Source organism: Pararhodobacter sp. SW119 (genome assembly GCF_017811755.1).
Taxonomy (GTDB): Bacteria; Pseudomonadota; Alphaproteobacteria; order Rhodobacterales; family Rhodobacteraceae; genus Pararhodobacter.
Map to the genome: position 1 here is coordinate 1 of NZ_JADDJF010000001.1, position 21,588 is coordinate 21,588.

The window sequence follows — 21,588 nt, forward strand, 5'->3', positions numbered from 1 at the left end:
ATCGGGCGCGCCGGCTCGGGGAAATCGACGCTGGCGCGCGCGCTGGTCGGCTACTGGCCCGCCGCCGCCGGAGAGATCCGCCTGGGTGGCGCGACGCTCGATCAGTACGATCCGGCGCGGCTGGGCAAGCATGTCGGCTACCTGCCGCAGACCGTCACGCTGTTTTCCGGCACGGTGGCCGAGAATATCGCCCGCATGACGCAGACCCCCGACCCCGAGGCGGTGGTGCGCGCGGCAAAGCAGGCCAACGCGCATGACATGATCCTTCGCCTGCCTGACGGCTACGACACCTATATCGAGGGCAACGAGAACCAGCTTTCCGGCGGACAGCGGCAGCGGATCGCGCTCGCCCGCGCGCTTTATGGCGACCCGGTGGTGGTGGTGCTCGACGAACCCAATTCGGCGCTCGATCATGAAGGGTCCGATGCGCTCAATGCCGCAGTGCGCAGCCTGAAAGCCCAGGGCCGCGCGGTCATCATCATGACCCATCAACCGCTGGCCATCGCCGAATGCGACCGCCTGATGGTACTCGAATCCGGCGCGGTGGCGGCACTGGGGCCGCGCGATGTGGTGCTGAAGAAGACATTGCGCGATTCGGGGGTGCGGATGCGCCCGACCGAAGCGCCCGAAGCAGTCGAGGTGAACGGATGAACCCCGAACAGAAGCGGCCGTCGGACCGCGTCGATCCCGCCATCGCGCAACCCGCCGTCGCGCCGTCCTGGAGCGCGCGCGTGCCGCTTGCGGCGGGGGTCCTCGCGCTGGGACTGCTGGTCGGCGGGCTCGGTGTCTGGGCGGTGCAGGCCAATATCGCCGGCGCGGTGGTGGCCTCCGGCATCGTTCAGGTGCAGTCCAACCGGCAGGTGATCCAGCATCCGGACGGCGGCGTGGTCGGTGCGATTCTTGCGCGCGAAGGCGATGTGGTGATGCAGGGCGATATCCTGCTCAGCCTCGACGGAAGCCGGCAGCGCGCCGAACTGGAGATCGTCGAACGCCAGATCCTTGAGATCCTGGTCCGACAGGCGCGCCTGCGCGCCGAACGCGACGATGCCGCCGAGATCGTCTTTCCCCCGCGCCTTGTCGAACAGGCGGCGAACGACGACCGCCTGACCACCCACATCGTCGAGGAAAACGCGCTCTTCGCCGCCCGGCGCGAGTCGCTCGCTCAGGAGATCGAGCTTCTGGACGAAAAGAACCTCCAGATCGACAACCGCGTCGCCGGGATCTCCGCCCAGCTTGCCGCCCTGCGCGAGCAGGCCGAACTGCTGGATGTCGAGGTCGGCTCGCAGCAGACGCTGCTGTCGCAGGGTCTTTCGCATTCCGGAAGGGTCAGCGAGATGCGGCGCGAACGGAGCGGGATCGGCGGCCAGATCGGCCGGCTGGAGGCCGAGATCGCGGAACTGCGCGGCGAAGCTGCCAGCAACCAGATCGCGCGCCTGCAACTGACGACCCGTCGCCGCGAAGAGGCGGTGACGACACTGCGCACCCTGCAATACCACGAGATCGAACTGACCCAGCGCCAGTTGATGCTGGCCGAGACGCTGTCGCGGCTGGATATTCGCGCGGCGGTCAGCGGCATCGTCTACGACACGCAGGTCTTCGCGGTGCAATCCGTCATCCGCCCGGCCGAGCCGCTGATGTACATCGTCCCGCAGGATCAGCCGCTGGTCGTCCAGTCGCGGGTCGAGACGCACCTGATCGAGGACGTGCATCACGGGCAGGAAGCCTCGCTCCTGCTATCCGCGTTCGACCAGCGCCAGACGCCGCAGATCCTGGGCTATGTCTCGCGGGTGTCTGCCGATGCGGTGACCGACGATCGCTCGGGCGTCAGCTACTACACGATCGAGATCGAGGTGCCGCAGGAAGAGGTCGCGCGGCTGGACGGCAGGGCATTGCTGCCCGGCATGCCGATCGAGGTCTTTCTGCGCACCGGCGACCGCACGCCGCTGGTCTACCTGACCCAGCCGCTGATGAGCTACTTCAACCGCGCGTTCCGCGAGTAGCGCGCGGGCAGGGACCCGGTCCTTGTCCAGGTCGGCTGGCGGTCAGGGGGTGCGGTTGACCGCGTCTGCCAGCGCCCGGCGCAAGCTGTCGACGGCTTCGACATAGGCCGCCAGCGGTTCGGCCAGCGCCGGCACCGCCTCGGCCAGTTCCGCCGACCAGAGGTAAGCCGCGGCCGCCAGTGCCGCCAGCACAAGCGCGATCACGAAGCCGATCAGGAAGCCGCTGCGCTCGGGCTCTTCCGGCGCGATGACGACGCGGGCATCGGGTTGCGGCTCCTCGATCTCGGGCAGAAGCGCGCGGCGGGGGGCGACCGGTTCGGTCCTGGACGCGGCCGCACCCGTTCGATCCTCCGCCTCGCGTTCGCGGGCCGCGATTTCGCGCTGGGCTTCCTCGCGCAGGATCTTCAGCACGTTGGGGTCGGTGGGGCGCGGTCGCGGGGCGGTGTCCGGCGCGGTGGCGGTTACGGCCGGCGGGGCGGCGTGAATCCAGCGATGGTCGCAGGCGGAGCATTGCACCTCGCGCCCGGTATCGGGGATCTCGGCTGACGGCACTTCGTAGCGCGCGCCGCATTTCGGACAGCCAAGCCGCATCCCGCCTCCTTTCGCATCGCTTGTGTCCGCGGGACCATTGGCGCGGACGGTCTTGTGTTGTAGCAAGCCCCTGATCCGGTTCCAAGAGCCGGTCGCGGCGGAAGGTCATGGCGGGGGCGCACTGGATGGCGGGGAAACGGTCGGATACCGGCGGCACGCACGGGGGGCGCGGCTGATGGGCTACGCCTGGCAATGGCTGCGCTCGCTGGTCTTCGCCGGGCAGGCCTATGCGATGATGGGCCTGATGGCGATCTTCTTCACGCCCTGGGCGATGCTCGACCGGCGCGGCGCTTTCGCGGCGGTGCATACCTGGTGCCGCTGGGTGCGCTGGACGGCACGCTGGATGATCGGCCTGCATTCCGAGGTCCGCGGCGCGGTGCCGACGGGCGAGGTGATGATCGCCGCCAAGCACCAGAGCTTCTTCGACATCATCATCCTGGTCAGCGAACTGCCGCGGCCGAAGTTCATCATGAAGCAGGAACTCAACCGCGCGCCGATCCTGGGCTGGTACGCGCGCCGGATCGGCTGCGTGCCGGTCGACCGCGGGCGGCGCGGGCGCGCGATCAAGGACATGCTGGCGCGCGTCGCCTCGGGCCAGCAGGAGCCGGGGCAGCTGATCATCTATCCGCAGGGCACCCGCGTCGCCCCCGGCGCGGCGAAGGAGTACAAGGTCGGCACCGGCGTCCTCTATCAGGAGATGGGCGTGACCTGCGTGCCGGTCGCCTGCAATGTCGGCGTCTTCTGGCCCCGGCGGCAGATCTACCGCGCGCCGGGCACGGCGGTTCTGGAATTCATGGACCCGATCCCGCCGAACCTGCCGCTGCGCGACTTCATGACCCGGCTGGAGGAGGAGATCGAGGGCGGCTCGAACCGGCTGATGGCCGAGGCGGGATTCGCGGCGCCCTTGCCCGCGCCCGGCCCGGGAACGGGGCGAAACCGGTGAAAAGGCCGGCGGTCCGCTGGCGGACCATCGTATAAGTACCAGATAAGAAACGACTTTACCGAAAAATTTACCGCAATGAAACCTTGCTTGCCAAATCGTTTCAGAACCCGCTGATCCGCGGCAGCCAGGTCGAGATCGCGGGCACGAAGGTCAGCACCAGCAGCACCAGGATGTTCGACAGGAAGAACGGCGGCAGCTCGCGCACCAGCGCGGTCGGGCGCAGCTTCACCGCCGAGGCGACGACGAAGAGAAGGCTCCCCACCGGCGGCGTCGTCAGCCCCAGCGTCAGGTTGACGATCACCACGATGGCGAAATGGATGGGGTCGATCCCCAGCGCAAAGGCCACCGGCGCCAGGATCGGCACCAGGATCATCACCCCCGGCAGCGGGTCCATGAAGAGCCCGAAGATCAACAGCAGCACATTCACCGCCAGCAGGAACACGATCGGGCTGAGGTCCAGCGCGACGATCCAGGCGGCGAAGGCCTGCGGCACGCTTTCGATGATCAGCATCCAGGCGAAGGCCCGCGCCGCGGCCAGAATCAGCAGCACCGCCGCCGAGGTCATCGCCGCGCGCAGAAAGATCCCCGGCAGGTCGCGCAGCCTGAGCGAGCGGTAGACGAACATCCCGCACAGAAGCGCATAGGCCACCGCCATGACCGAGGCCTCGGTGGGGGTGAAGATGCCACCGCGGATGCCGCCGATGATCAGCGCGATCAGCCCCAGCGCCGGCGCGGCGTAAAGCGTCGCGCGGCCGCGCTCGGCCCAACTGGCGCGCGCCTCGGTCGCGGCAAAGGCGCGGCGGCGGCTCATCCACCAGTTGGTGAAGAGCAGCCCCGCCGAGATGCACAGCCCCGGCAGGATGCCGGCCATGAACAGTGCCACCACCGACACGCGCTCGTCCTGCATGGCGTAGATGATCATGATGATCGACGGCGGGATGATCGGCCCGACCACCGCCGCCGACACCGTCAGCGCCCCGGCATAGGCGCGCGGATAGCCACCCTGTTCCATCATGCGGATCATCATCGCGCCGGGGCCCGCCGCATCGGCCAGCGCCGAGCCCGAGATGCCGGCAAACATCGTCGACGCGCCGACATTGGCATAGCCCAGCCCGCCGCGCAGATGCCCGGTAAAGCGCACGGTGAACAGCAGCAGCGCGCGGGTCATCGCGCCGCCGGTCATCAACTCGGCCGCGAGGATGAAGAACGGCACCGCCAGCAGCGGAAAGCTGTCGATGCCCGAAAACATCTCCTTGACGATGACGATGGCCGGATAGCGCGACCCGAAGGTCAGCGCCAGGAAGGCCGCAATGGCGATGGCAAAGGCCACCGGCACGCCGAGTGCGAGCAGCAGGAAAAGTGCGGCGAAGAGGATCTCAGCCAAGCTGGCCCCCGGTCATGCCGGCCTCCCCGTCGTCGTCGTCGCCCGCATGGCGCCCGGACAGGATCAGCCGCGGCGCGATCAGCGCCAGATGCACGATCAGCAGGGCAAAGCCCACCGGCATCGCCAGGTAGATGTACCAGTAGGAGATGCGCGTGGCCGGCGTCAGCTGCCGGCCCATCCGCGTCATGTATTCCTGCCCGACCCAGACCATATAGGCAAAGAACCCCGCCAGCAGCAGCACGAGGGCTGCGCGCAGCGCGATCTGCACCCGGGTCGGCAGCGCCTCCTGCAGGTTGGTGATGGCGACATGGCCGCCCTGGCGCAGGACCAGCCCGGCGCCGAGGAAGGTCATCCAGATCATCAGGTAGCGCGCCACCTCGTCGGCCCAGGGGATGGAATTGTTGGTCAGGTAGCGCAGCGCGACATTGGTGAAGACAACCCCCGACATCGCCACCAGGCAGGCGATCACCACCCAGCCGTTGAGGGCGACGAAGGCGCGTTCGGCCTTTCGGAATAGCGACATCGGGTTTCGTCCGTCGGCGGGACTCGGCGGCCCCGACCCTGCGGGCCGGGGCCGGGCGCGTCACTCGGTGGCGATGATCGCCTCGATCAGCGACTGGTCGTAGGTCTCGTAGTATTGCTCGTAGGCCGGGGCAAGCGCCTCCTGGAAGGCGGCGCGATCCTCGGCCGAGAGCACGGCCACGTCCATGCCGCGCTCGCGCAGCGTCTCCAGCCCGCTTTCCTCGACATCGTCGACGAAGCCGCGCATCGCGGCCACGGCCTCGACCGCGGCTTCGCGGAAGATCTGCTGGTCTTCTTCGGACATCGCGTCCCAGACCATGGGAGAGATCAGGATCATCGCCGGCGAATAGACATGACCGGAGATGGTCAGGTATTCCTGCACGTCATTCAGGTTGACCGAAACGATCACCGACAGCGGGTTTTCCTGCCCGTCGATTGTGCCCTGCTGCAGCGCGCCGATCACCTCGGGCCAGGCCATCGGGGTCGGCGCGGCGCCCAGGGTCTGGAAGGCGGTCAGGTGGATCGGGTTTTCCATCGTGCGCAGCCGCATCCCCGAGATGTCCTCGGGGCCGCCGATCTGGTTGCGGTTATTGGTGATATGACGAAAGCCCTGCTCGCCCCAGGCCAGCGCGACCAGCCCCTCGTCGTCGAACTTTTCCAGGATATCCTGGCCGATGGGACCGTCGAGGACGCGGCGCGCATGGCCGAGATCGCGGAAGAGGAACGGGATGTCGAAGACCCCGGTCTCGGGGACGAAATTGGCCAGCGTGCCTGACGACACGATTGTCGCCTCGACCGTGCCCAGTTGCACGCCCTCGATCACCTCGCGCTCACCGCCGAGGCCCGAGGATGGGAAGTGGCGGAAGACATAGCGGCCGTCGGTACGCTCCTCGACCAGCTCCTGCCAGCGCGCGGCGGCGACGCCGTAATGCGAGTCGGGCGCGGCGGCCAGCGCGTAGCCGATCTTGATCTCGGTCTGTGCCAGAAGCGGCGTGGCCAGAAGCGCGCCGGACAGGGCGCCAGACAGGGCGCCGAAAAGGATGGATCGCTGCAGGGTCATGTGGGTCCTCCCGGGGTTCACGATGATGGGGACCGTCCGGGGCGCGCTTGCGCCGGCAAGGCGCAGGGCGTCCGGACGATGCCCGCCGAATAGGCGCGATGCGGCGCGCCGAGTCAACGCCCCCCGGGTCCGTTGGACGGGGGCGGCGGGCAGGATACCGGTTGCGGGGGGCGGCGCTCGGCCCCCGTCGAGGGGGCCTCGCGCCGGGGGGCTGACGCCCCCGGTCCCGGCCGCGGGCGGGGGGCGAAGCCTTGCCGGCGGATGAACGCAGCGTTCGGAACTGCCATACGCTTGCCATACGCTTGCCAGCCGCTTGCCATACGCCTGCCAGCCGGCCTGCCGGCGGGGATTCCCGTGGGGCGGGGCGGTGCTTTTCCTGACCCTTTTGGCTTGACGCGCCTTCCGGCATCGCTTATCTGCACCCTCGTCGCGCGGTTGTAGCTCAGTCGGTTAGAGTACCGGCCTGTCACGCCGGGGGTCGCGGGTTCGAGCCCCGTCAACCGCGCCATTTCCTGCCTTTTGCTTGCCCGGTGACTCGGCTAGTTCGAGCCGTGGTGCAGGGGGAATCATGATTGTAGTTCAAGGCTTTGCGGGGCGTCGCGTCGGGGTTCTGGGGCTTGGCCGATCGGGGATGGCAGCGGCGGCATCGCTGCAGGCCGGCGGGGCCGAGGTCTGCGCCTGGGACGACAGCGCCGAAGCCCGCGAACGCGCCATGGCGGCGGGTCTGACCCCGGTCGACCTGACCCGGCAGGGGGCGTTGGACGACCTCGCGGTCCTTGTCGTTTCGCCCGGAATTCCAAGCCTTTACCCCGCCCCCCACCCGGTCATCGCCGCCGCCTGCGCCGCCGGCGTCCCGGTCGACAACGACGTGGGCCTTTTCTTCCGTGCGCTCGGTCGCGGCGACTGGGCCGAGATGGATGCACCGCCGCGGGTGATCGCCGTGACCGGATCGAACGGCAAGTCGACGACCACGGCGCTGATCGCCCATATCCTGGAAGGCGCCGGCCGGCCGGTGCAGATGGCGGGCAACATCGGCACCGGCGTCCTGTCGATCGATCCGCCCGGCGAGGGTGCGGTGATCGTGCTGGAACTGTCCAGCTACCAGACCGAACTGGCCCGCGCGTTGACCCCGGATGTTGCTGTATTCACAAACCTTTCGCCCGATCACCTGGACCGCCACGGCGGCATGGGCGGCTATTTCGCCGCCAAACGCCGGCTTTTCGCCGAGGGCGGGCCGGACCGCGCCGTGATCGGTGTGGACGAGGCCGAGGGGCGGTATCTGGCGATGCAGCTGTCCGAAGCCCCGGAAGATATGCGCGTCATTCGCGTCTCCTCCGGTCAGAAACTGGCGGGGCGGGGGTGGTCGGTCTTTGCCCGCAAGGGGTTTCTGGCCGAGTGGCGGGGCGGGCGCCAGGTGGCCTCGGTCGATCTGCGCGCGATGCCCGGGCTGCCCGGTGCGCACAACCACCAGAACGCCTGCGCTGCCTATGCCGCGCTGCGCGCGCTCGGCCTTGGCCCGCGGCAGATCGAACCGGGCCTGGCGAGTTTCACCGGCCTGCCGCACCGCAGCCAGTTGGTGGCCGAGATCGACGGCGTGCGATTCATCAACGATTCCAAGGCGACCAATGCCGACAGCGCCGCGCGCGCGCTGCAGGCCTTTCCGCGAATCCGCTGGATCGCCGGCGGTTTGGGCAAGGAGGGCGGGATCGCCGCGCTGGTCCCGCATCTGGGGCCTGTCGCAAAGGCCTATCTGATCGGCCATTCGGCGCGCGACTTTGCCCTTCAGATGGGTGAAACGCCGCACGAGCAGTGCCAGACCATGGCGCAGGCCGTCGCCCGCGCGGCGGCGGAAGCCGAACCCGGCGAGGTCGTGCTGCTTGCCCCCGCCGCGGCCAGCTTCGACCAGTACCCGGATTTCGAGAAACGCGGAGAGGACTTCATGGCCTGCGTTCGCGCGCTCGAAGCGTCATGACACCCCCCGCCACGCTGCTGGGCGGCGACACGCCCAGGGGCTTCGTCTTTGCGCTGACGGCCTACCTGCTTTGGGGTTTCCTGCCCCTCTACTTCAGGCTGATCGATCACATAGGCATGCTGGAGGTCCTCGCCCATCGTGTCGTCTGGTCGTTGCCGATAGCATTGGCCGTGCTGCTGGCGCTGGGGCGGACCGATACGCTGCGCGTGGCGCTGCGCACGCCGCGGATGCTGGCGATGGGATGCGTGACCGCGACGCTGATCTCGATCAACTGGGGTGTCTATATCTGGGCGATCCACAGCGGGCAGGCGCTGGAGGCCGCCCTTGGCTACTACATCAACCCGCTGTTCAGTATCTTCCTGGGCGCGGTGCTGCTGGGCGAGCGGTTGAGCGCGCGGCAATGGGTGGCGGTGGGCCTTGCGGCACTCGCCGTCGCAGTCCTGACATTCGAGGCGGGGCGGCTGCCGCTGGCGGCGCTGACGCTGACCGTGAGCTGGGGGTTTTACGCCTATTTCAAGCGCTCGCTTCCGATCGGGCCGAACCAGGGCTTCGCGCTGGAGGTGATCATACTGATGCCGGTTGCGCTGGTCTACCTGATCTGGCTGCAGAGCCAGGGGACGCTGCATTTCGTGCAGGCGGGTCCACGCGATCTGGCGCTGCTGGTGGGCTGTGGTGTGATCACCGCCGTGCCGCTGATGATCTATGCGAACGGGGCCAAGCTACTGACGCTGTCGACCATCGCCATCATGCAGTATATCGCGCCCACGATGATCTTCCTGATCGCCGTTTTCCTGTTTGCAGAACCGTTCGGCACCGCCCGCGCGATCGCGTTTCCGATGATCTGGGCGGCACTGGTGCTCTACACTTCCGAGATAGTGGGACGTCGCCTGCGTCGCCCGCCCATCGGTTAGGCGCCCCCAAGGGCAACCTCTTGCGCGAGCGGGGGTGGGCGCCCCGTGAGGGACGCCGCACGGTTCAGGCGAGCATCACCAGCGGGTTCTCAAGGTTCTCGATCACCGCCGCCAGGAATTCCGCCCCGAGCGCGCCGTCGATGACCCGGTGATCGACCGAAAGCGTCATCGACATGACTGTCGCGGTCGTCAGTTCCCCGTCGGCGCCCACCACGGGTTGCTTGATGCCCGCCCCGACCGCCAGGATCGACCCGTGGGGCGGATTGATGACCGCGTCGAAATTCTCGATCCCGAACATGCCGAGATTTGAGATCGCGAAACTGCCGCCGACGTATTCGTGCGGGGCAAGCTTGCGGTTGCGGGCGCGGGCGGCGAGGTCCTTCATCTCGGCCGACAGCGCCGAGAGTGTTTTCATGTGCGCGTCCTTGATCACCGGCGTGAAGAGCCCGCCGTCGACCGCGACCGCGACCGCCACGTCCGAGGGCTTCAGCCGCAGGATCCGGTCGCCGGCCCAGACGGCATTGGCATCGGGCACCTTCTGCAGGCCGAGGGCGCAGGCCTTGATGATGAAGTCGTTGACCGAGAGCTTCACGCCCCGCGGTTCCAGTTGCTTGTTCAGCCGGGCGCGGAACTTCATCAACGCGTCGAGTTGCACCGAGCGGCGCAGGTAGAAATGCGGGATGGTCTGCTTGGCCTCGGTCAGCCGGGCGGCGACGGTCTTGCGCATCCCGTCGAGTTTGACCTCCTCGTAGTCGCGACCTTCGAACATCCTCGCGACCTGATCGGCGGTGGGGCCGGAGGCCATGGCAGCGGCTTTGGCGGGGGCGGTTTCGGCCGGCTTTGCCGCGGTGGGCTGCGCGGACCTTGGCGCGGCGCTCGCCCCCTCGACATCGGCCTTGACGATGCGGCCGTGCGGGCCGGATCCCTTGATCTGCTTGAGATCCAGCCCCTTGTCGGCGGCGATCCGGCGGGCGAGCGGGGAGGCGAAGAGGCGCTTGCCGTCGGCCGACGGCGCGGGTGGGGCCTTCGTCTGGGATCCGGCGCTCTCGGACTCCGCCGGGGCGGGCTTCTCGGAGGCCCCCTTCGCCTTTGGCGCGGGGGCCGCCTCGGCGCCCGCGTCGGCCTTGTCGGCCTCCGGTTGCGCCTTGCCGATGTCGTCGGCGCTTTCGCCTTCTTCCAGAAGGACCGCAATGGGGGTGTTGACCTTGACCCCCTCGGTGCCTTCCGAGATCAGGATCTTGCCGAGCGTGCCTTCGTCGACGGCCTCGAACTCCATGGTCGCCTTGTCGGTCTCGATCTCGGCGATGATCTGGCCGGCGGTGATTTCGTCCCCCTCCTTGACCAGCCATTTGGCGAGAGTCCCTTCCTCCATCGTCGGGGACAGCGCGGGCATCAGGATTTCAACGGGCATCGCGCGCTCCTTACCTGTAGGTGACCTTGTGGGCAGCCTCGATCACGTCGTTGGTTGTGACCAGCGCGAGCTTTTCCAGATTTGCGGCGTAGGGCATTGGCACGTCCTTGCCGGCAAGGTTGATCACCGGTGCATCCAGATGGTCGAAGGCCTGTTCCATCACCACCGACGTGATGTAGTTGCCGACCGAGCCCTGTGGAAAGCCTTCCTCGACGGTGATCAGGCGGTTCGTCTTCCGCACCGAGGCGAGGATAGTATCGGTATCCATGGGGCGGATCGTGCGCAGGTTGATGACCTCGGCTTCGATCCCGTCCTCGGCCAGTTTTTCCGCCGCTTCGAGCGCGTAGGTCATGCCGATGCCGAAGCTGACGATCGTCACGTCCGCGCCCTTGCGGGCGATATGCGCCTTGCCGAACGGTATGGTGAAATCCTCGAGTTCCGGAACCTCGAAGCTGCGGCCATAGAGGATTTCGTTTTCGAGGAAGATCACCGGATTCGGATCGCGGATCGCGGATTTAAGGAGACCCTTGGCGTCGGCGGCGGTGAAGGGCATCACCACCTTGAGGCCGGGGATCTGGGCGTACCAGGCGGCATAACACTGGCTGTGCTGCGCACCAACGCGCGCTGCGGCGCCGTTCGGGCCGCGAAACACGATCGGACATCCCATCTGGCCGCCCGACATGTAGAGGGTCTTGGCGGCGGAGTTGATGATGTGATCGATTGCCTGCATGGCGAAATTGAAAGTCATGAATTCGACGATGGGACGCACGCCGCCAAAGGCTGCACCCACGCCGATGCCGGCAAAGCCGTGTTCCGTGATCGGCGTGTCGATGACCCGGCGCGCCCCGAATTCATCGAGCAGGCCCTGGGTGATCTTGTAGGCGCCCTGGTATTCGGCCACCTCCTCGCCCATGACGAAGACAGTGTCGGTGCGCCGCATCTCTTCGGCCATGGCGTCGCGCAGGGCTTCGCGCACGGTCTGGCTGCGCGTCGGCGTGCCTTCGGGCCAGTCAGGCGTGCGGTCGGGCTCGGGCGGGCGAAACTTCTCGCGGGCAGCGGCTGGCGCCGCGTCGGCTCCCTTCGCCGTTTCGGCCTTCGTGTCGCCGGCGTCGGCCTTGGCGGCCTCGGGCTTCGCGGTGTCGATGTCGTCGGCGCTTTCGCCCTCCTCGATCAGAACTGCGATGGGGGTGTTGACCTTCACCCCCTCCGAGCCTTCCTCAATGAGGATCTTGCCGAGCGTGCCTTCGTCGACGGCCTCGAACTCCATCGTCGCCTTGTCGGTCTCGATCTCGGCGATGATCTGGCCGGCGGTGATTTCGTCCCCCTCCTTGACCAGCCACTTGGCGAGGGTGCCTTCTTCCATCGTGGGCGAGAGGGCGGGCATCAGGATCTCGGTTGCCATTCGCTTGCTCCCTCAGGCTTCTTGCGGCACATCGGCGGCGTAGATGTCGGTCCAGAGCTCCTCCAGCGCCGGCTCGGGACTTTCGCGCGAGAAATCGGCGGCCTCGTTGACGATGGCCTTGATCTCCTTGTCGATGCCCTTCAGGTCGTCTTCGCTGGCGTGCTTGCCGGTCAGCAGAAGTTCGCGCACATGCTCGATCGCGTCGCGCTCCTCGCGCATCTTCTGCACTTCCTCGCGGGTCCGGTATTTGGCGGGATCGGACATCGAGTGGCCGCGGTAGCGATAGGTCATGACCTCGAGGATGTAGGGCCCCTTGCCGGCGCGGCAGTGCTTGACCGCCTTCTCGCCCGCGGCCTTGACGGCCAGGACATCCATGCCGTCGACCTCCTCGCCGGGGATGCCGAAGCTGGCGCCGCGCTCCCATAGGCTGGGCGACTTGGTGGCACGCTGGACGGAGGTGCCCATCGCGTACTTGTTGTTCTCGATCACGAAGATCACCGGCAGCGACCAGAGCATCGCCATGTTGTAGGTCTCGTAGACTTGGCCCTGGTTGGCCGCGCCGTCGCCGAAATAGGTGAAGGTGACGCGGTCGTTGCCCAGGTACTTGTCGGCAAAGGCAAGCCCTGCGCCCAGGGGCACCTGCGCGCCGACGATGCCGTGGCCGCCGTAGAAATGCTTCTCGCGGCTGAACATGTGCATCGAGCCGCCCTTGCCCTTGGAATAGCCGCCCTCACGCCCCGTGAGTTCGGCCATCACGCCCTTGGGGTCCATGCCACAGGCCAGCATGTGTCCATGGTCGCGGTAGGAGGTGATGCGCTTGTCGCCCTCTTCGGCGGCTGCCTCGAGACCCACGACCACGGCCTCCTGGCCGATGTAGAGGTGGCAGAAACCGCCGATCAGGCCCATCCCATAGAGTTGGCCCGCCTTTTCCTCGAATCGGCGGATCAGCAACATGTCACGGTAGTAGTTGAGCAGTTCCTCGCCCGAAATATTTGACTTGGCAGAAGTCTTGCGCGCAGCCACGGATCGCCCCCCCTGTTCCCCACGGCAATAGTTTAGCCTTAAACAATTTCTTACACCAGCGTGCGAAAAATTGCGAGGGCGAATTGCGGGACTTCAGCGCAGCAGGATCTCGTCCGGGCGGACCAGGCCAAGCACGTCGCGCGCCTGCTGATCCAGAAGGTCTAGGTCCAGATAGTCGTCCGACATGCGGCGCGTGCGGTTCTCCATCTCGGCGAGTTCGGTGGCCAGGCGGTCCCGCTCGATCAGCAGTTGCGCGGTGTCGGCCTCGATCTGGATGCGGTTGAAAAGCCCGTACTCTCCCTGCACGGCGGCAAAGACGAGATAGGTGCCGAAGGTCCCGGCAAGGGTAAGGTACATCACCGGGCCGAAACGCGGACGTCTGTTCTGCATGGGTCTGCTTGAGCTGCCTCTTTTCAGGCGATTGTACGCATCTTGCCACAAGCGGCGAACAAAGGGAATCCCCCTTGCGACGCGCGGTCATGCTTGCCTGGCGCGGGTCTAGCCCGCAACATGGCCGAGGAACCGGAGGAGCCGCCATGACCGCCAAGGAAAACCAGGCCGTCCCGCGAACACGGCTTTCGACGCACGAGGTTTTCAACCAGCCGATGCCGATGGCCCATGATCCCTGGGCCGGAGATGGCGCGCTGCGCGAGCTGGTCGGCGAAGATCCGGCTCTGGCGCGCTTCGGCGCGGAGCTGGCTAATCCCGCGACGCGCGAGGCTGCGCACGATGCGCAGACCTGCCTGCCACGGCTTCGCACCTTCGACCGGTCCGGGCGGCGCATCGACGAGGTGCATTTCCATCCCGGCTATCACCGCCTGATGGCGCTCGGTATGGAAGCCGGCTATGCCGCAAGCGCCTGGGAAGAAGGCGGTCGACACGCGCGGCACGCCGCAATGGTCTACATGCTGAGCCAGGTCGAACCGGGCGTCTGCTGCCCGATGACGATGACCTATGCCGCCGTGCCGGCTCTCCGGGCGGATGACGAACTGGCCGCGCTGTGGCGGCCCCGCCTGATTGCCCGCGCCTATGATCCGTCGCGCCGGCCGGTCGCGGACAAGCAGTCTGTGACGATGGGCATGGCGATGACCGAAAAGCAGGGCGGGTCCGACGTGCGCGCCAACACCACCCGTGCCGCGCGCGACGGGCAGGGCTATCGCCTGACCGGGCACAAGTGGTTCTGTTCGGCGCCGATGTGCGACGGGTTCCTGACACTGGCACAGGCCGAGGGCGGACTGACCTGCTTTCTGGTGCCGCGCTGGCTGCCGGACGGCACGCGCAACCCGTTCAACATCTTGCGGCTGAAAGACAAGCTGGGGAACCGGTCCAACGCTTCGTCCGAAATCGAGTACGACGGCACCTACGCGCAGCGCCTGGGCGAGGAGGGGCGCGGCATCCAGACGATCATCGAGATGGTGCATCATACCCGGCTGGATACCGCCATGGCGCCGGCCGGGCTGATGCGCGCCGCGCTGGTCGAGGCACTCAGCTGGGCCAGCGCGCGCACCGCCTTCCAGCGCCGCCTGTTCGATCAGCCCCTGATGCGCGCGGTGCTTGCCGATCTCGCGCTCGAATCCGAGGCCGCGCTGGTCTTCGGCATGGAGGTCGCAGGCGCCTTTGACGACCCGGATCGCCGGCCCTATGCCCGGCTGACCGTGGCGCTTGCCAAGTTCCTGTCGAACAAGCGCGCCCCGGGGATGATCTACGAATGCATGGAAGTGCTGGGCGGCATGGGCTATGTGGAGGAAGCGCCTTTGGCGATGCTCTACCGCGAAGCCCCGCTCAATTCGATCTGGGAGGGGTCGGGCAACGTCATCTGCCTCGACATCCTGCGCACACTGTCGCGCGATGCGGCAGCGGGTGCCCAGGTCGATGCGCGGCTGGATGCGGCACGGGGGCAGGACGTGCTTTTCGACACCGCGCTCGACGCCCATCGCGACCGCTGGCCAACCCTGCCGCCCGAAGCCGAAGCGCGCTGGTTCGCAGAAAGTCTGGCACAACTTCTTTCCGCCGTCGCGCTGATGGAACGAAGCCCCCTGGCCGGTGCCTATCTGGCCAGTCGTCTGGGTGCGGCGCGCGGTCAGATTGCGGGATCGCTGGCCGGGATCGACGCGCAACCCGTGCTGGAACGCGCCCTGCCGCATTGACCTGCGCGCGGCTCTGTGCGACGCGATCCGGGTTGCCACCGGAGCCTCGCGTCACCATACCTGATGCGCTCAACCGCGAGTATGCCCGCCGCGGCCTGCCTCCAGCCGCCTCAGACCGAAAGGTTCGTTCATGCCGTTCTTTGCCGCTGCCGACGGGGCCAGAATCCACTACACCGACCGCGGGCAGGGGACGCCGCTGTTGTGCCTTGCCGGCCTGACGCGGAACGCGAGCGATTTCGACTACCTTGCCCCCCATCTCAGCGGGGTCCGAATGATCTGCATGGACTACCGCGGGCGCGGCAAGTCGGACTGGACGGGCGCAAGCACCTACACCGTTGCGCAGGAGGGCGATGACGCCCTGCGTCTTCTCGATCATCTGTCCCTCGGGGCCGCGCCAATCCTGGGCACGTCGCGCGGCGGCATTGTCGGGATGTTTCTTTGCGCCATCGCGCCCGAGCGCGTGCGCGGCCTCTGCCTCAACGATGTGGGTCCGGTGCTCGAGCCCGCGGGGATCGACCGGATCCGCGACTACATCGGCCGGAACCCCGTTGCCCGCAGCATGGAGGAGGTGGCAGCCGCGCTGGAGGCCACGTCCCACGGCTTCGCCAACGTTCCGCCCGGCCGCTGGCTTGAAGAGGCGCAGCGGCATTTCGTCAGCACCGACAGCGGGCTGGAGATCAACTACGACCCCGCATTGCGTGACGCGTTTCTGGCGGCGCTGGATGCGCAGCAGGGCGATGCCTGGCCGCTGTTCGATGCTGCCTGCGGGCGTCCCCTGGCGGTGATCCGCGGGGCAAATTCCGATCTTCTCAGCCGCGCGACGGTCGAGGAGATGCGTCGCCGCTGCCCGGACATCATCCTTGCCGAAGTGCCTGATCGCGGGCATATCCCCTTTCTGGATGAAGAACAGGCCTTGGGCGCGATCCGCGCCTTTCTGGAGCGTATTTCATGACCGAACTCGCCACTGCCGGGATCGCCGCGGCGGACATCCACATGATTGAAGCGGCCGCGCGGCGGCTGCACGGTCATGCGCGGCGCACGCCGATGCTTTCGTCGCCCTTTCTGGACGAGATCGCCGGGCGACGGGTTCTGGTGAAGGCCGAGTGCCTGCAGCATACGGGTTCGTTCAAGTTCAGGGGCGCGTGGAACGCGGTTTCCGCGCTGCATCCGCCGGGTGTGATCGCCTTTTCCTCCGGCAATCACGCGCAGGGTGTGGCGCTGGCGGCGAAGTTGAAGGGCATTCCGGCGACGATCATCATGCCGTCCGACGCGCCGCGCATCAAGATCGAGAACACCCGTGCGCTGGGCGCCGAGGTGGTGCTGTATGACCGGGCGACGGAAAATCGCGACGCGATCGGGGCAAGCCTCAGCAAGGAGCGCGGGCTGACGCTCATCAAGCCATTCGACATGGCCGAAGTGATCGCCGGCCAGGGAACCGCCGGGCTGGAGATCGCCGAGCAGGCGGCCGAAGCGGGGGTCGACGCTGCCGATGTCCTTGTCTGTTGCGGGGGGGGCGGGCTGACGTCGGGGATCGCGCTTGCGCTTGAGGCGCGGGCGCCGGGGATGCGGGTGCGTCCGGTCGAGCCGGAGGGGTTTGATGATGTGGCGCGTTCGCTTGTCGCGGGCGAGGTGCAGACGAACGCGCGGCTGACGGGGTCGATCTGCGACGCGATCGTCACGCCGCGTCCCGGGGCGCTGACCTGGCCCATTCTGCAGCAGCTGTGCGGACCCGGTCTTGTGGTCAGCGAGGCGCAGGCCTTGCGGGCGATGGCGCTGGCGCATGACCGCCTGAAGATCGTGCTGGAGCCGGGCGGCGCGGTGGCGCTGGCCGCGGCGCTGTTCCTGCCGGGGCCGGGCGACGCGGTGATCGCGGTCGCGACCGGCGGCAATGTCGACCGCGCGATGATGCGCCGCGCGCTCGATCTGCCGCTCGAGGGATAACGGATCGGGCAGGGTGTCCACGCGTGGACGCGTCGCCAAGCCGTTCAATCCGAAGGATAAAAATCCGGAATTAACCGCAATGAAACTTCTGGCCGGAAGGCCGTAGCGGCGCCCGAGGCGCCGTAAAGCCGTTGCCGCCCCGTCGCGTTCGGCGTTCAGGTCGACCCGTCGGGCTTGCCCGCCGGGCGCGCGCGGTAGACGCCTTCGGGCAGGTCGAGCGCGGCGGCGAGTTCCTGCAACTGCCGGGTCGAGAAGGTGATCTTCATCACCTTGTCGGTCTGCGGGTCGAGCTGTTCGAGGGTCACGCAGTCCTCGAAGGCGGTGATGGTGACGTCCTCGTGGAGGTGCGGGCTGCCCTCGTCAACCAGGGTGATGACGGTCGCGTCGAAGTCGTGCTCGATGGTGAACATGCCGGCAGTCTAAGCACATTCGCGCCGGGTTCAAGCGGCGCAATCGGGGCTGGCAAGCCTGCTGGCAGGCGTATGGCAAGGGGCTGGCAAGCGTATGGCAGTAACGAACGCTCCACCGGGGTTTCACGCAACGCCCGCGCGGCGGCGCGTCGGGGCGGCGGGCGGTCCTGCCGGCGCTCGGTGTCCTGCCGGGGCTCAGTCGCGCGCGCCGGCGAAGCGGGCGGCCCAGTCCTCGCGCGCGTCGTCGGTGATCTTGGCGAAGAGGACCTCGGGCACGGTGAAGGCGTGCCCGGCGGGCAGGGTGGTCAGCGCCGCGCGCACGTCCTCGGGCCAGGTCCAATCCTCGGACTCGAGGGCGGCCATCATCGACCAGGCGGCATCGGGGATGAAGGGGCGCGACAGGACCGCGTAGAGGCGGATCAGGTTCAGCGCCAGGCGCACCTGCATGGCGGCGGCCTCCGGGTCGGTCTTGAAGGTGGCCCAGGGCGCGGCTTCCTGCAGGTACTCGTTGCCCAGGACCCAGATCGCGCGCAGTTCGGCCGCGGACTTGCGGATTTCCATCGCCGCCATCTGCCGGTCATAGGCTGCGATGCGCGTGGCCAGCGCCTGCTCGAGCGCCTTTTCGCGGTCGCCCCAGGTGCCGCCCTCGGGCACCGCCTCGTCGAATTTCGACCGGCAGAACTTGGTCACCCGGCTGACGAAATTGCCCAGCACATCGGCGAGGTCCTTGTTGACCGAGGCCTGGAAATTCTCCCAGGTGAATTCGCTGTCATTGCTTTCGGGCGCGTGGGACAGGAGCCACCAGCGCCAGTAATCCGAGGGCAGCAGGTCCAGCGCCTGGTCCATGAAGACGCCGCGGCCCTGCGAGGTGCTGAACTGGCCGCCGTCGTAGTTGAGGTAGTTGAAGCTTTTGATGTAGTCCACGAGCTTCCACGGCTCGCCCGAGCCCATCAGGGTCGCCGGGAAGGACAGTGTGTGGAAGGGGACGTTGTCCTTGCCCATGAACTGGACATAGCGCACGTCGTCCGCGCCTTCGTCGGTGCGCCACCAGCGGCGCCAGGCGGCGTCGTCCTTGCCTTGCGCCTCGGCCCATTCGGCGGTGGCGGCGATGTATTCGATGGGCGCGTCGAACCAGACGTAGAAGACCTTGCCCTCCATCCCCGGCCAGTCGTTCTCGCCGTCCTTGACCGGGATGCCCCAGTCCAGATCACGGGTGATGCCGCGGTCGCGCAGGCCGTCGCCGTCGTGCAGCCATTTCTTGGCGATCGAGGTGGTCAGGATCGGCCAGCCCGTCTGGCTGTCGAGCCACCGGTCGAGTTGGTCGCGCATCAGCGACTGGCGCAGGTAGAGGTGCTTGGTTTCGCGCACCTCCAGATCGGTGGCGCCGGAGATTGCCGAGCGGGGGTTGATCAGGTCGGTCGGGTCGAGCTGCTTGGTGCAATTCTCGCACTGGTCGCCGCGCGCACGCTCGTAGCCGCAATTGGGGCAGGTCCCCTCGATATAGCGGTCGGGCAGGAAGCGGCCGTCGGCGGGGGAATAGACCTGCTTTTCGCTGACCTCGGCGATCAGGCCGGCGGCGCGCAGGCGGCCGGCGAAATGCTGGGTCAGGCGGTGGTTCTGCGGGCTGGAGGAGCGGCCGTAATGGTCGAACGACAGCCGGAATCCGTGCGCCAGATCGGTTTGCACCTGATGCATCCGGGCGCAGTAGTCGGCCACCGGCTCGCCGGTCTTGGCGGCGGCCAGTTCGGCGGGCGTGCCGTGTTCGTCGGTGGCGCAGATGAACATGACCTCGTGGCCCCGCGCGCGGCAGTAGCGGGCATAGAGGTCGGCGGGAAGCTGGCTGCCCACCAGATTGCCCAGGTGCTTGATCCCGTTGATATAGGGAAGTGCCGAGGTGATGAGTATGCGCGCCATCTGCCGTACCGTTCCGATGCGCCCGGACCGGGCGTTCGGCCACCGTTTAGCGCAAGGTCGGCCCGCCTGCCAGCCCGGCGGGGACGGTCATTGCGATTGACCGGACGGTTGCGACACGGCAGACTTGCCGGGCGCGGCATTGCCGCGGCTGCCACACAGGACGCTCCCATGCCAAATCCTCGGAAAATTGCCTTGCTGTCGTCGCTCGTCCTGGCGGGCATGGTTGTCATGCCGACGCTCGCCCCGGCGCAGGAGGCGGGGTTCGTGGTCGAGCTGGAGCCGCCCGCGGACGCCTTCAGTGAAATGCGCGTGGGGGTCCGGCAGTTCGGACAGGCGATGGAGCCCGCGTCGGACTATGTGCGCGGCTGCATCGGACATGTCGCCGGCGAGGGGGCGGCGGCCCTCTTTGAGATGACCGAGCCGGGCAGCATGCTGGCCTTCTCGGCGCATGGTGACGGGCTGCTGAGCCTGGTGGTGGAGACGCCGGATGGCCTCTTTCGTTGCGCGCTGGCGGATCAGGCGGGAGCGGCGATCGCGCAGATCGCAAACCCGCAGGCGGGGCGTTACCGGGTCTGGGCGGGGGCGGATCAGGGCGCGGATATCGACGCGCGCATCCTGGCCGCCGACCGCGCCATCTCGACCATCGAACTGGCTGGCCTCGATGTGGCGCAGCTGGGCGAGCCGCGCGCCGGGCGGCATCTGTTCACCGCCACGCCCGAGACCGGACGCCAGATCCTGGTGGCCGGCGGTCGCCTGTTCCCCGAGGAGGAGTTGCGCCCGCTCGACCGCGACTATTGTCCGGGGTACAGCCGGCTGGATGCCGCGGATGCGGTGCTGGCGGTCGAAGCGCTCGAGCAGATGCTGAGCATCTTTGCAATGTCCGAGCGCGACCTGACCCTTGCGGTGGTCGCACCCGACGGGCGCGTGATGTGCAACGACGACACCTCGGGGCTGGACCCGGCGGTCACCTTCGAGGACGCCCCGGCCGGGGATTACCAGATCTTCGTCGGCGCCTTCGGACAGGGGATGGGGGGCGACCTCTATGACCTCTATGCGCGGCCGGGTGCGCCGCAATTCGCCGAACCCGGCGCCGGGGTCGGCGGGCCGCCGCGGGCCGGGCAGGTGGCGCACGACCCGCGCGCCGCGCTGCGCGGTCAGACGCTGGCCACCGCCGAGATCGTCGCCCGGCGTCCGGCGGACGACTTGGTGCCCGACCAGTATTGCAGCGGATACGTCGGCAGCGACGCGCCGGACGTGACCCTGCTGGTCGAGGACCCGGCCGCGGAACTGTCGCTCTACGCGGTTTCCTCGGTCGATCTGGTGATCGCGGTGCAGGACCCGAACGGGGTCTGGATGTGCAATGACGACGCCTCGGGCGTCAATCCGGCGGTCACCTTTCCGGCGCCGGTCGCCGGGGAATACCAGATCTACGTCGGCGCGTTCGCCCGCGACGCGGAGGGGGCCTTCACCGCCTTCGCCGCGGATGGCGAGCCGAACTGGGACGAAGCGCAAAACCCCGCGACCGCCACCCTGAACGTCGAGGCGGAACCCGCCATCGCGCGCTTCGCCTTCGGGCCGCAGACGCGACCCGATCCGCGGACCGTGTTTGACGTTCGCGACAGCACGTTCGACGCCTTCGATCTGGGGAACGACTGCGCGGGCTACATCGACCCGTCGCGCCCCGACATGGTGATCGAGGCGCAGGACGGCTTGCCGCAACTGATGATCTACATGGTCGCCGACGGGGACGGGACGCTGGTCGTCGTCGGACCGGACGGCACGCTTTATTGCAACGACGATTTCGAGGGGTTGCACCCGGGGGTCCTGATCCCCGAACCCGCCGCCGGAAGCTACGCGGTCTTTGCCGGCACGTTCGACGGGCGCGGCGGGCTTGCCACGCTGGGCGTGACCGTGGCCAACCCGAACTGGCTGATGGACCGCGAGGGCTGACGCGAAG

At 67.7% G+C, this 21,588-nt stretch carries 19 protein-coding genes and 1 tRNA gene; 10 read left to right on the forward strand and 10 right to left on the reverse strand.

Translation table 11 applies throughout. The features are described from left to right. The coding region (locus IM708_RS00005; RefSeq protein WP_209424247.1) for an ATP-binding cassette domain-containing protein at positions 1-651 on the forward strand (651 nt) is incomplete at its 5' end. Continuing rightward, a complete protein-coding gene (locus tag IM708_RS00010; RefSeq protein WP_209424248.1) occupies positions 648-2,000 on the forward strand; it encodes an HlyD family type I secretion periplasmic adaptor subunit in 1,353 nt (450 codons plus the stop codon). The genes IM708_RS00005 and IM708_RS00010, both read left to right, overlap by 4 nt. A 42-nt stretch (positions 2,001-2,042) precedes the next feature. On the opposite strand, the gene IM708_RS00015 is transcribed toward IM708_RS00010, so the two are convergent. Then, positions 2,043-2,591 carry a zinc-ribbon domain-containing protein gene (locus IM708_RS00015; protein WP_209424249.1) on the reverse strand — a complete coding sequence of 183 codons (549 nt, stop codon included), beginning with the start codon at positions 2,589-2,591 and terminating at the stop codon, positions 2,043-2,045. A gap of 175 nt (positions 2,592-2,766) precedes the next feature. Here IM708_RS00015 and IM708_RS00020 point away from each other — a divergent pair, with 175 nt between their 5' ends. After that, on the forward strand, positions 2,767-3,534 hold the full coding sequence (locus IM708_RS00020) for a lysophospholipid acyltransferase family protein (RefSeq protein WP_209424250.1): 768 nt from the start codon (positions 2,767-2,769) through the stop codon (positions 3,532-3,534). A gap of 100 nt (positions 3,535-3,634) precedes the next feature. Here the strand turns inward: IM708_RS00020 and IM708_RS00025 are convergent, their stop codons facing one another. The 3 genes from IM708_RS00025 to IM708_RS00035 are packed head-to-tail and all read right to left on the reverse strand — an operon-like array spanning position 3,635 to position 6,500. Next, positions 3,635-4,918 (reverse strand): TRAP transporter large permease, encoded by a 1,284-nt coding sequence (locus IM708_RS00025; RefSeq protein ID WP_209424251.1) that lies wholly within the window; start codon positions 4,916-4,918, stop codon positions 3,635-3,637. After that, positions 4,911-5,441, reverse strand: coding sequence for a TRAP transporter small permease (locus IM708_RS00030; RefSeq protein ID WP_209424252.1), 531 nt, complete (start codon positions 5,439-5,441; stop codon positions 4,911-4,913). Before IM708_RS00030 ends, IM708_RS00025 begins: the two co-directional genes overlap by 8 nt. 60 nt (positions 5,442-5,501) lie before the next feature. Continuing rightward, positions 5,502-6,500, reverse strand: a complete 999-nt coding sequence (locus tag IM708_RS00035; RefSeq protein WP_209424253.1) for a TRAP transporter substrate-binding protein — start codon at positions 6,498-6,500, stop codon at positions 5,502-5,504. Between the two features lie 431 nt (positions 6,501-6,931). Here IM708_RS00035 and IM708_RS00040 point away from each other — a divergent pair. From IM708_RS00040 to rarD, 3 genes are all read left to right on the forward strand, one after another. Continuing rightward, positions 6,932-7,008 (forward strand) — tRNA-Asp (locus IM708_RS00040). A gap of 60 nt (positions 7,009-7,068) precedes the next feature. Then, positions 7,069-8,472, forward strand: coding sequence for a UDP-N-acetylmuramoyl-L-alanine--D-glutamate ligase (gene murD, locus IM708_RS00045; protein WP_209424254.1), 1,404 nt, complete (start codon positions 7,069-7,071; stop codon positions 8,470-8,472). Continuing rightward, complete coding sequence (rarD, locus tag IM708_RS00050) at positions 8,469-9,383, forward strand: EamA family transporter RarD (protein ID WP_209424255.1); 915 nt, start codon at positions 8,469-8,471, stop codon at positions 9,381-9,383. The genes murD and rarD overlap by 4 nt, the downstream gene beginning before the upstream one ends. A gap of 64 nt (positions 9,384-9,447) precedes the next feature. On the opposite strand, the gene IM708_RS00055 is transcribed toward rarD, so the two are convergent. The 4 genes from IM708_RS00055 to IM708_RS00070 all read right to left on the reverse strand — a co-directional run bounded on the left by IM708_RS00055 (position 9,448) and on the right by IM708_RS00070 (position 13,576). After that, on the reverse strand, positions 9,448-10,794 hold the full coding sequence (locus IM708_RS00055; RefSeq protein WP_209424256.1) for a pyruvate dehydrogenase complex dihydrolipoamide acetyltransferase: 1,347 nt from the start codon (positions 10,792-10,794) through the stop codon (positions 9,448-9,450). Positions 10,795-10,804: 10 nt separating this feature from the next. Then, positions 10,805-12,196, reverse strand: coding sequence for a pyruvate dehydrogenase complex E1 component subunit beta (locus IM708_RS00060; protein ID WP_209424257.1), 1,392 nt, complete (start codon positions 12,194-12,196; stop codon positions 10,805-10,807). Positions 12,197-12,208: 12 nt separating this feature from the next. Beyond that, entirely contained in the window at positions 12,209-13,219 is a 1,011-nt protein-coding gene (gene pdhA / locus IM708_RS00065) for a pyruvate dehydrogenase (acetyl-transferring) E1 component subunit alpha (protein ID WP_209424258.1), read from the reverse strand. Between the two features lie 93 nt (positions 13,220-13,312). Then, positions 13,313-13,576, reverse strand: a complete 264-nt coding sequence (locus IM708_RS00070; RefSeq protein WP_245242925.1) for a septum formation initiator family protein — start codon at positions 13,574-13,576, stop codon at positions 13,313-13,315. A gap of 179 nt (positions 13,577-13,755) precedes the next feature. Between IM708_RS00070 and IM708_RS00075 the strand changes: the two genes are divergently transcribed. The 3 genes from IM708_RS00075 (at position 13,756) to IM708_RS00085 (ending at position 17,307) form a co-directional block, all read left to right on the forward strand. Continuing rightward, positions 13,756-15,366, forward strand: a complete 1,611-nt coding sequence (locus IM708_RS00075) for an acyl-CoA dehydrogenase family protein (protein ID WP_209424260.1) — start codon at positions 13,756-13,758, stop codon at positions 15,364-15,366. Between the two features lie 130 nt (positions 15,367-15,496). Continuing rightward, positions 15,497-16,318, forward strand: coding sequence for an alpha/beta hydrolase (locus tag IM708_RS00080; protein ID WP_209424261.1), 822 nt, complete (start codon positions 15,497-15,499; stop codon positions 16,316-16,318). Continuing rightward, positions 16,315-17,307: a threonine/serine dehydratase gene (locus IM708_RS00085; RefSeq protein ID WP_209424262.1), complete on the forward strand. Its 993-nt coding sequence runs from the start codon at positions 16,315-16,317 to the stop codon at positions 17,305-17,307. Before IM708_RS00080 ends, IM708_RS00085 begins: the two co-directional genes overlap by 4 nt. 155 nt (positions 17,308-17,462) lie before the next feature. Here the strand turns inward: IM708_RS00085 and IM708_RS00090 are convergent, their stop codons facing one another. Beyond that, complete coding sequence (locus IM708_RS00090) at positions 17,463-17,717, reverse strand: hypothetical protein (protein WP_209424263.1); 255 nt, start codon at positions 17,715-17,717, stop codon at positions 17,463-17,465. Between the two features lie 195 nt (positions 17,718-17,912). After that, positions 17,913-19,631 (reverse strand): methionine--tRNA ligase, encoded by a 1,719-nt coding sequence (gene metG / locus IM708_RS00095; RefSeq protein ID WP_209424264.1) that lies wholly within the window; start codon positions 19,629-19,631, stop codon positions 17,913-17,915. 192 nt (positions 19,632-19,823) lie between these two features. On the opposite strand from metG, the gene IM708_RS00100 reads away from it, so the two are divergent. Continuing rightward, entirely contained in the window at positions 19,824-21,581 is a 1,758-nt protein-coding gene (locus IM708_RS00100) for a hypothetical protein (RefSeq protein WP_209424265.1), read from the forward strand. Positions 21,582-21,588: the final 7 nt, after the last annotated feature.

Coding starts and splice junctions, on each gene's coding strand:
- IM708_RS00020 (WP_209424250.1), top strand. CDS start 2,767: ATGGGCTACGCCTGGCAATGGCTGCGCTCGCTGGTCTTCGCCGGGCAG.
- IM708_RS00070 (WP_245242925.1), bottom strand. CDS start 13,576: ATGTACCTTACCCTTGCCGGGACCTTCGGCACCTATCTCGTCTTTGCC.
- IM708_RS00015 (WP_209424249.1), bottom strand. CDS start 2,591: ATGCGGCTTGGCTGTCCGAAATGCGGCGCGCGCTACGAAGTGCCGTCA.
- IM708_RS00010 (WP_209424248.1), top strand. CDS start 648: ATGAACCCCGAACAGAAGCGGCCGTCGGACCGCGTCGATCCCGCCATC.
- IM708_RS00080 (WP_209424261.1), top strand. CDS start 15,497: ATGCCGTTCTTTGCCGCTGCCGACGGGGCCAGAATCCACTACACCGAC.
- IM708_RS00060 (WP_209424257.1), bottom strand. CDS start 12,196: ATGGCAACCGAGATCCTGATGCCCGCCCTCTCGCCCACGATGGAAGAA.
- rarD (WP_209424255.1), top strand. CDS start 8,469: ATGACACCCCCCGCCACGCTGCTGGGCGGCGACACGCCCAGGGGCTTC.
- IM708_RS00055 (WP_209424256.1), bottom strand. CDS start 10,794: ATGCCCGTTGAAATCCTGATGCCCGCGCTGTCCCCGACGATGGAGGAA.
- IM708_RS00085 (WP_209424262.1), top strand. CDS start 16,315: ATGACCGAACTCGCCACTGCCGGGATCGCCGCGGCGGACATCCACATG.
- metG (WP_209424264.1), bottom strand. CDS start 19,631: ATGGCGCGCATACTCATCACCTCGGCACTTCCCTATATCAACGGGATC.
- IM708_RS00090 (WP_209424263.1), bottom strand. CDS start 17,717: ATGTTCACCATCGAGCACGACTTCGACGCGACCGTCATCACCCTGGTT.
- IM708_RS00075 (WP_209424260.1), top strand. CDS start 13,756: ATGACCGCCAAGGAAAACCAGGCCGTCCCGCGAACACGGCTTTCGACG.
- murD (WP_209424254.1), top strand. CDS start 7,069: ATGATTGTAGTTCAAGGCTTTGCGGGGCGTCGCGTCGGGGTTCTGGGG.
- IM708_RS00030 (WP_209424252.1), bottom strand. CDS start 5,441: ATGTCGCTATTCCGAAAGGCCGAACGCGCCTTCGTCGCCCTCAACGGC.
- IM708_RS00035 (WP_209424253.1), bottom strand. CDS start 6,500: ATGACCCTGCAGCGATCCATCCTTTTCGGCGCCCTGTCTGGCGCCCTG.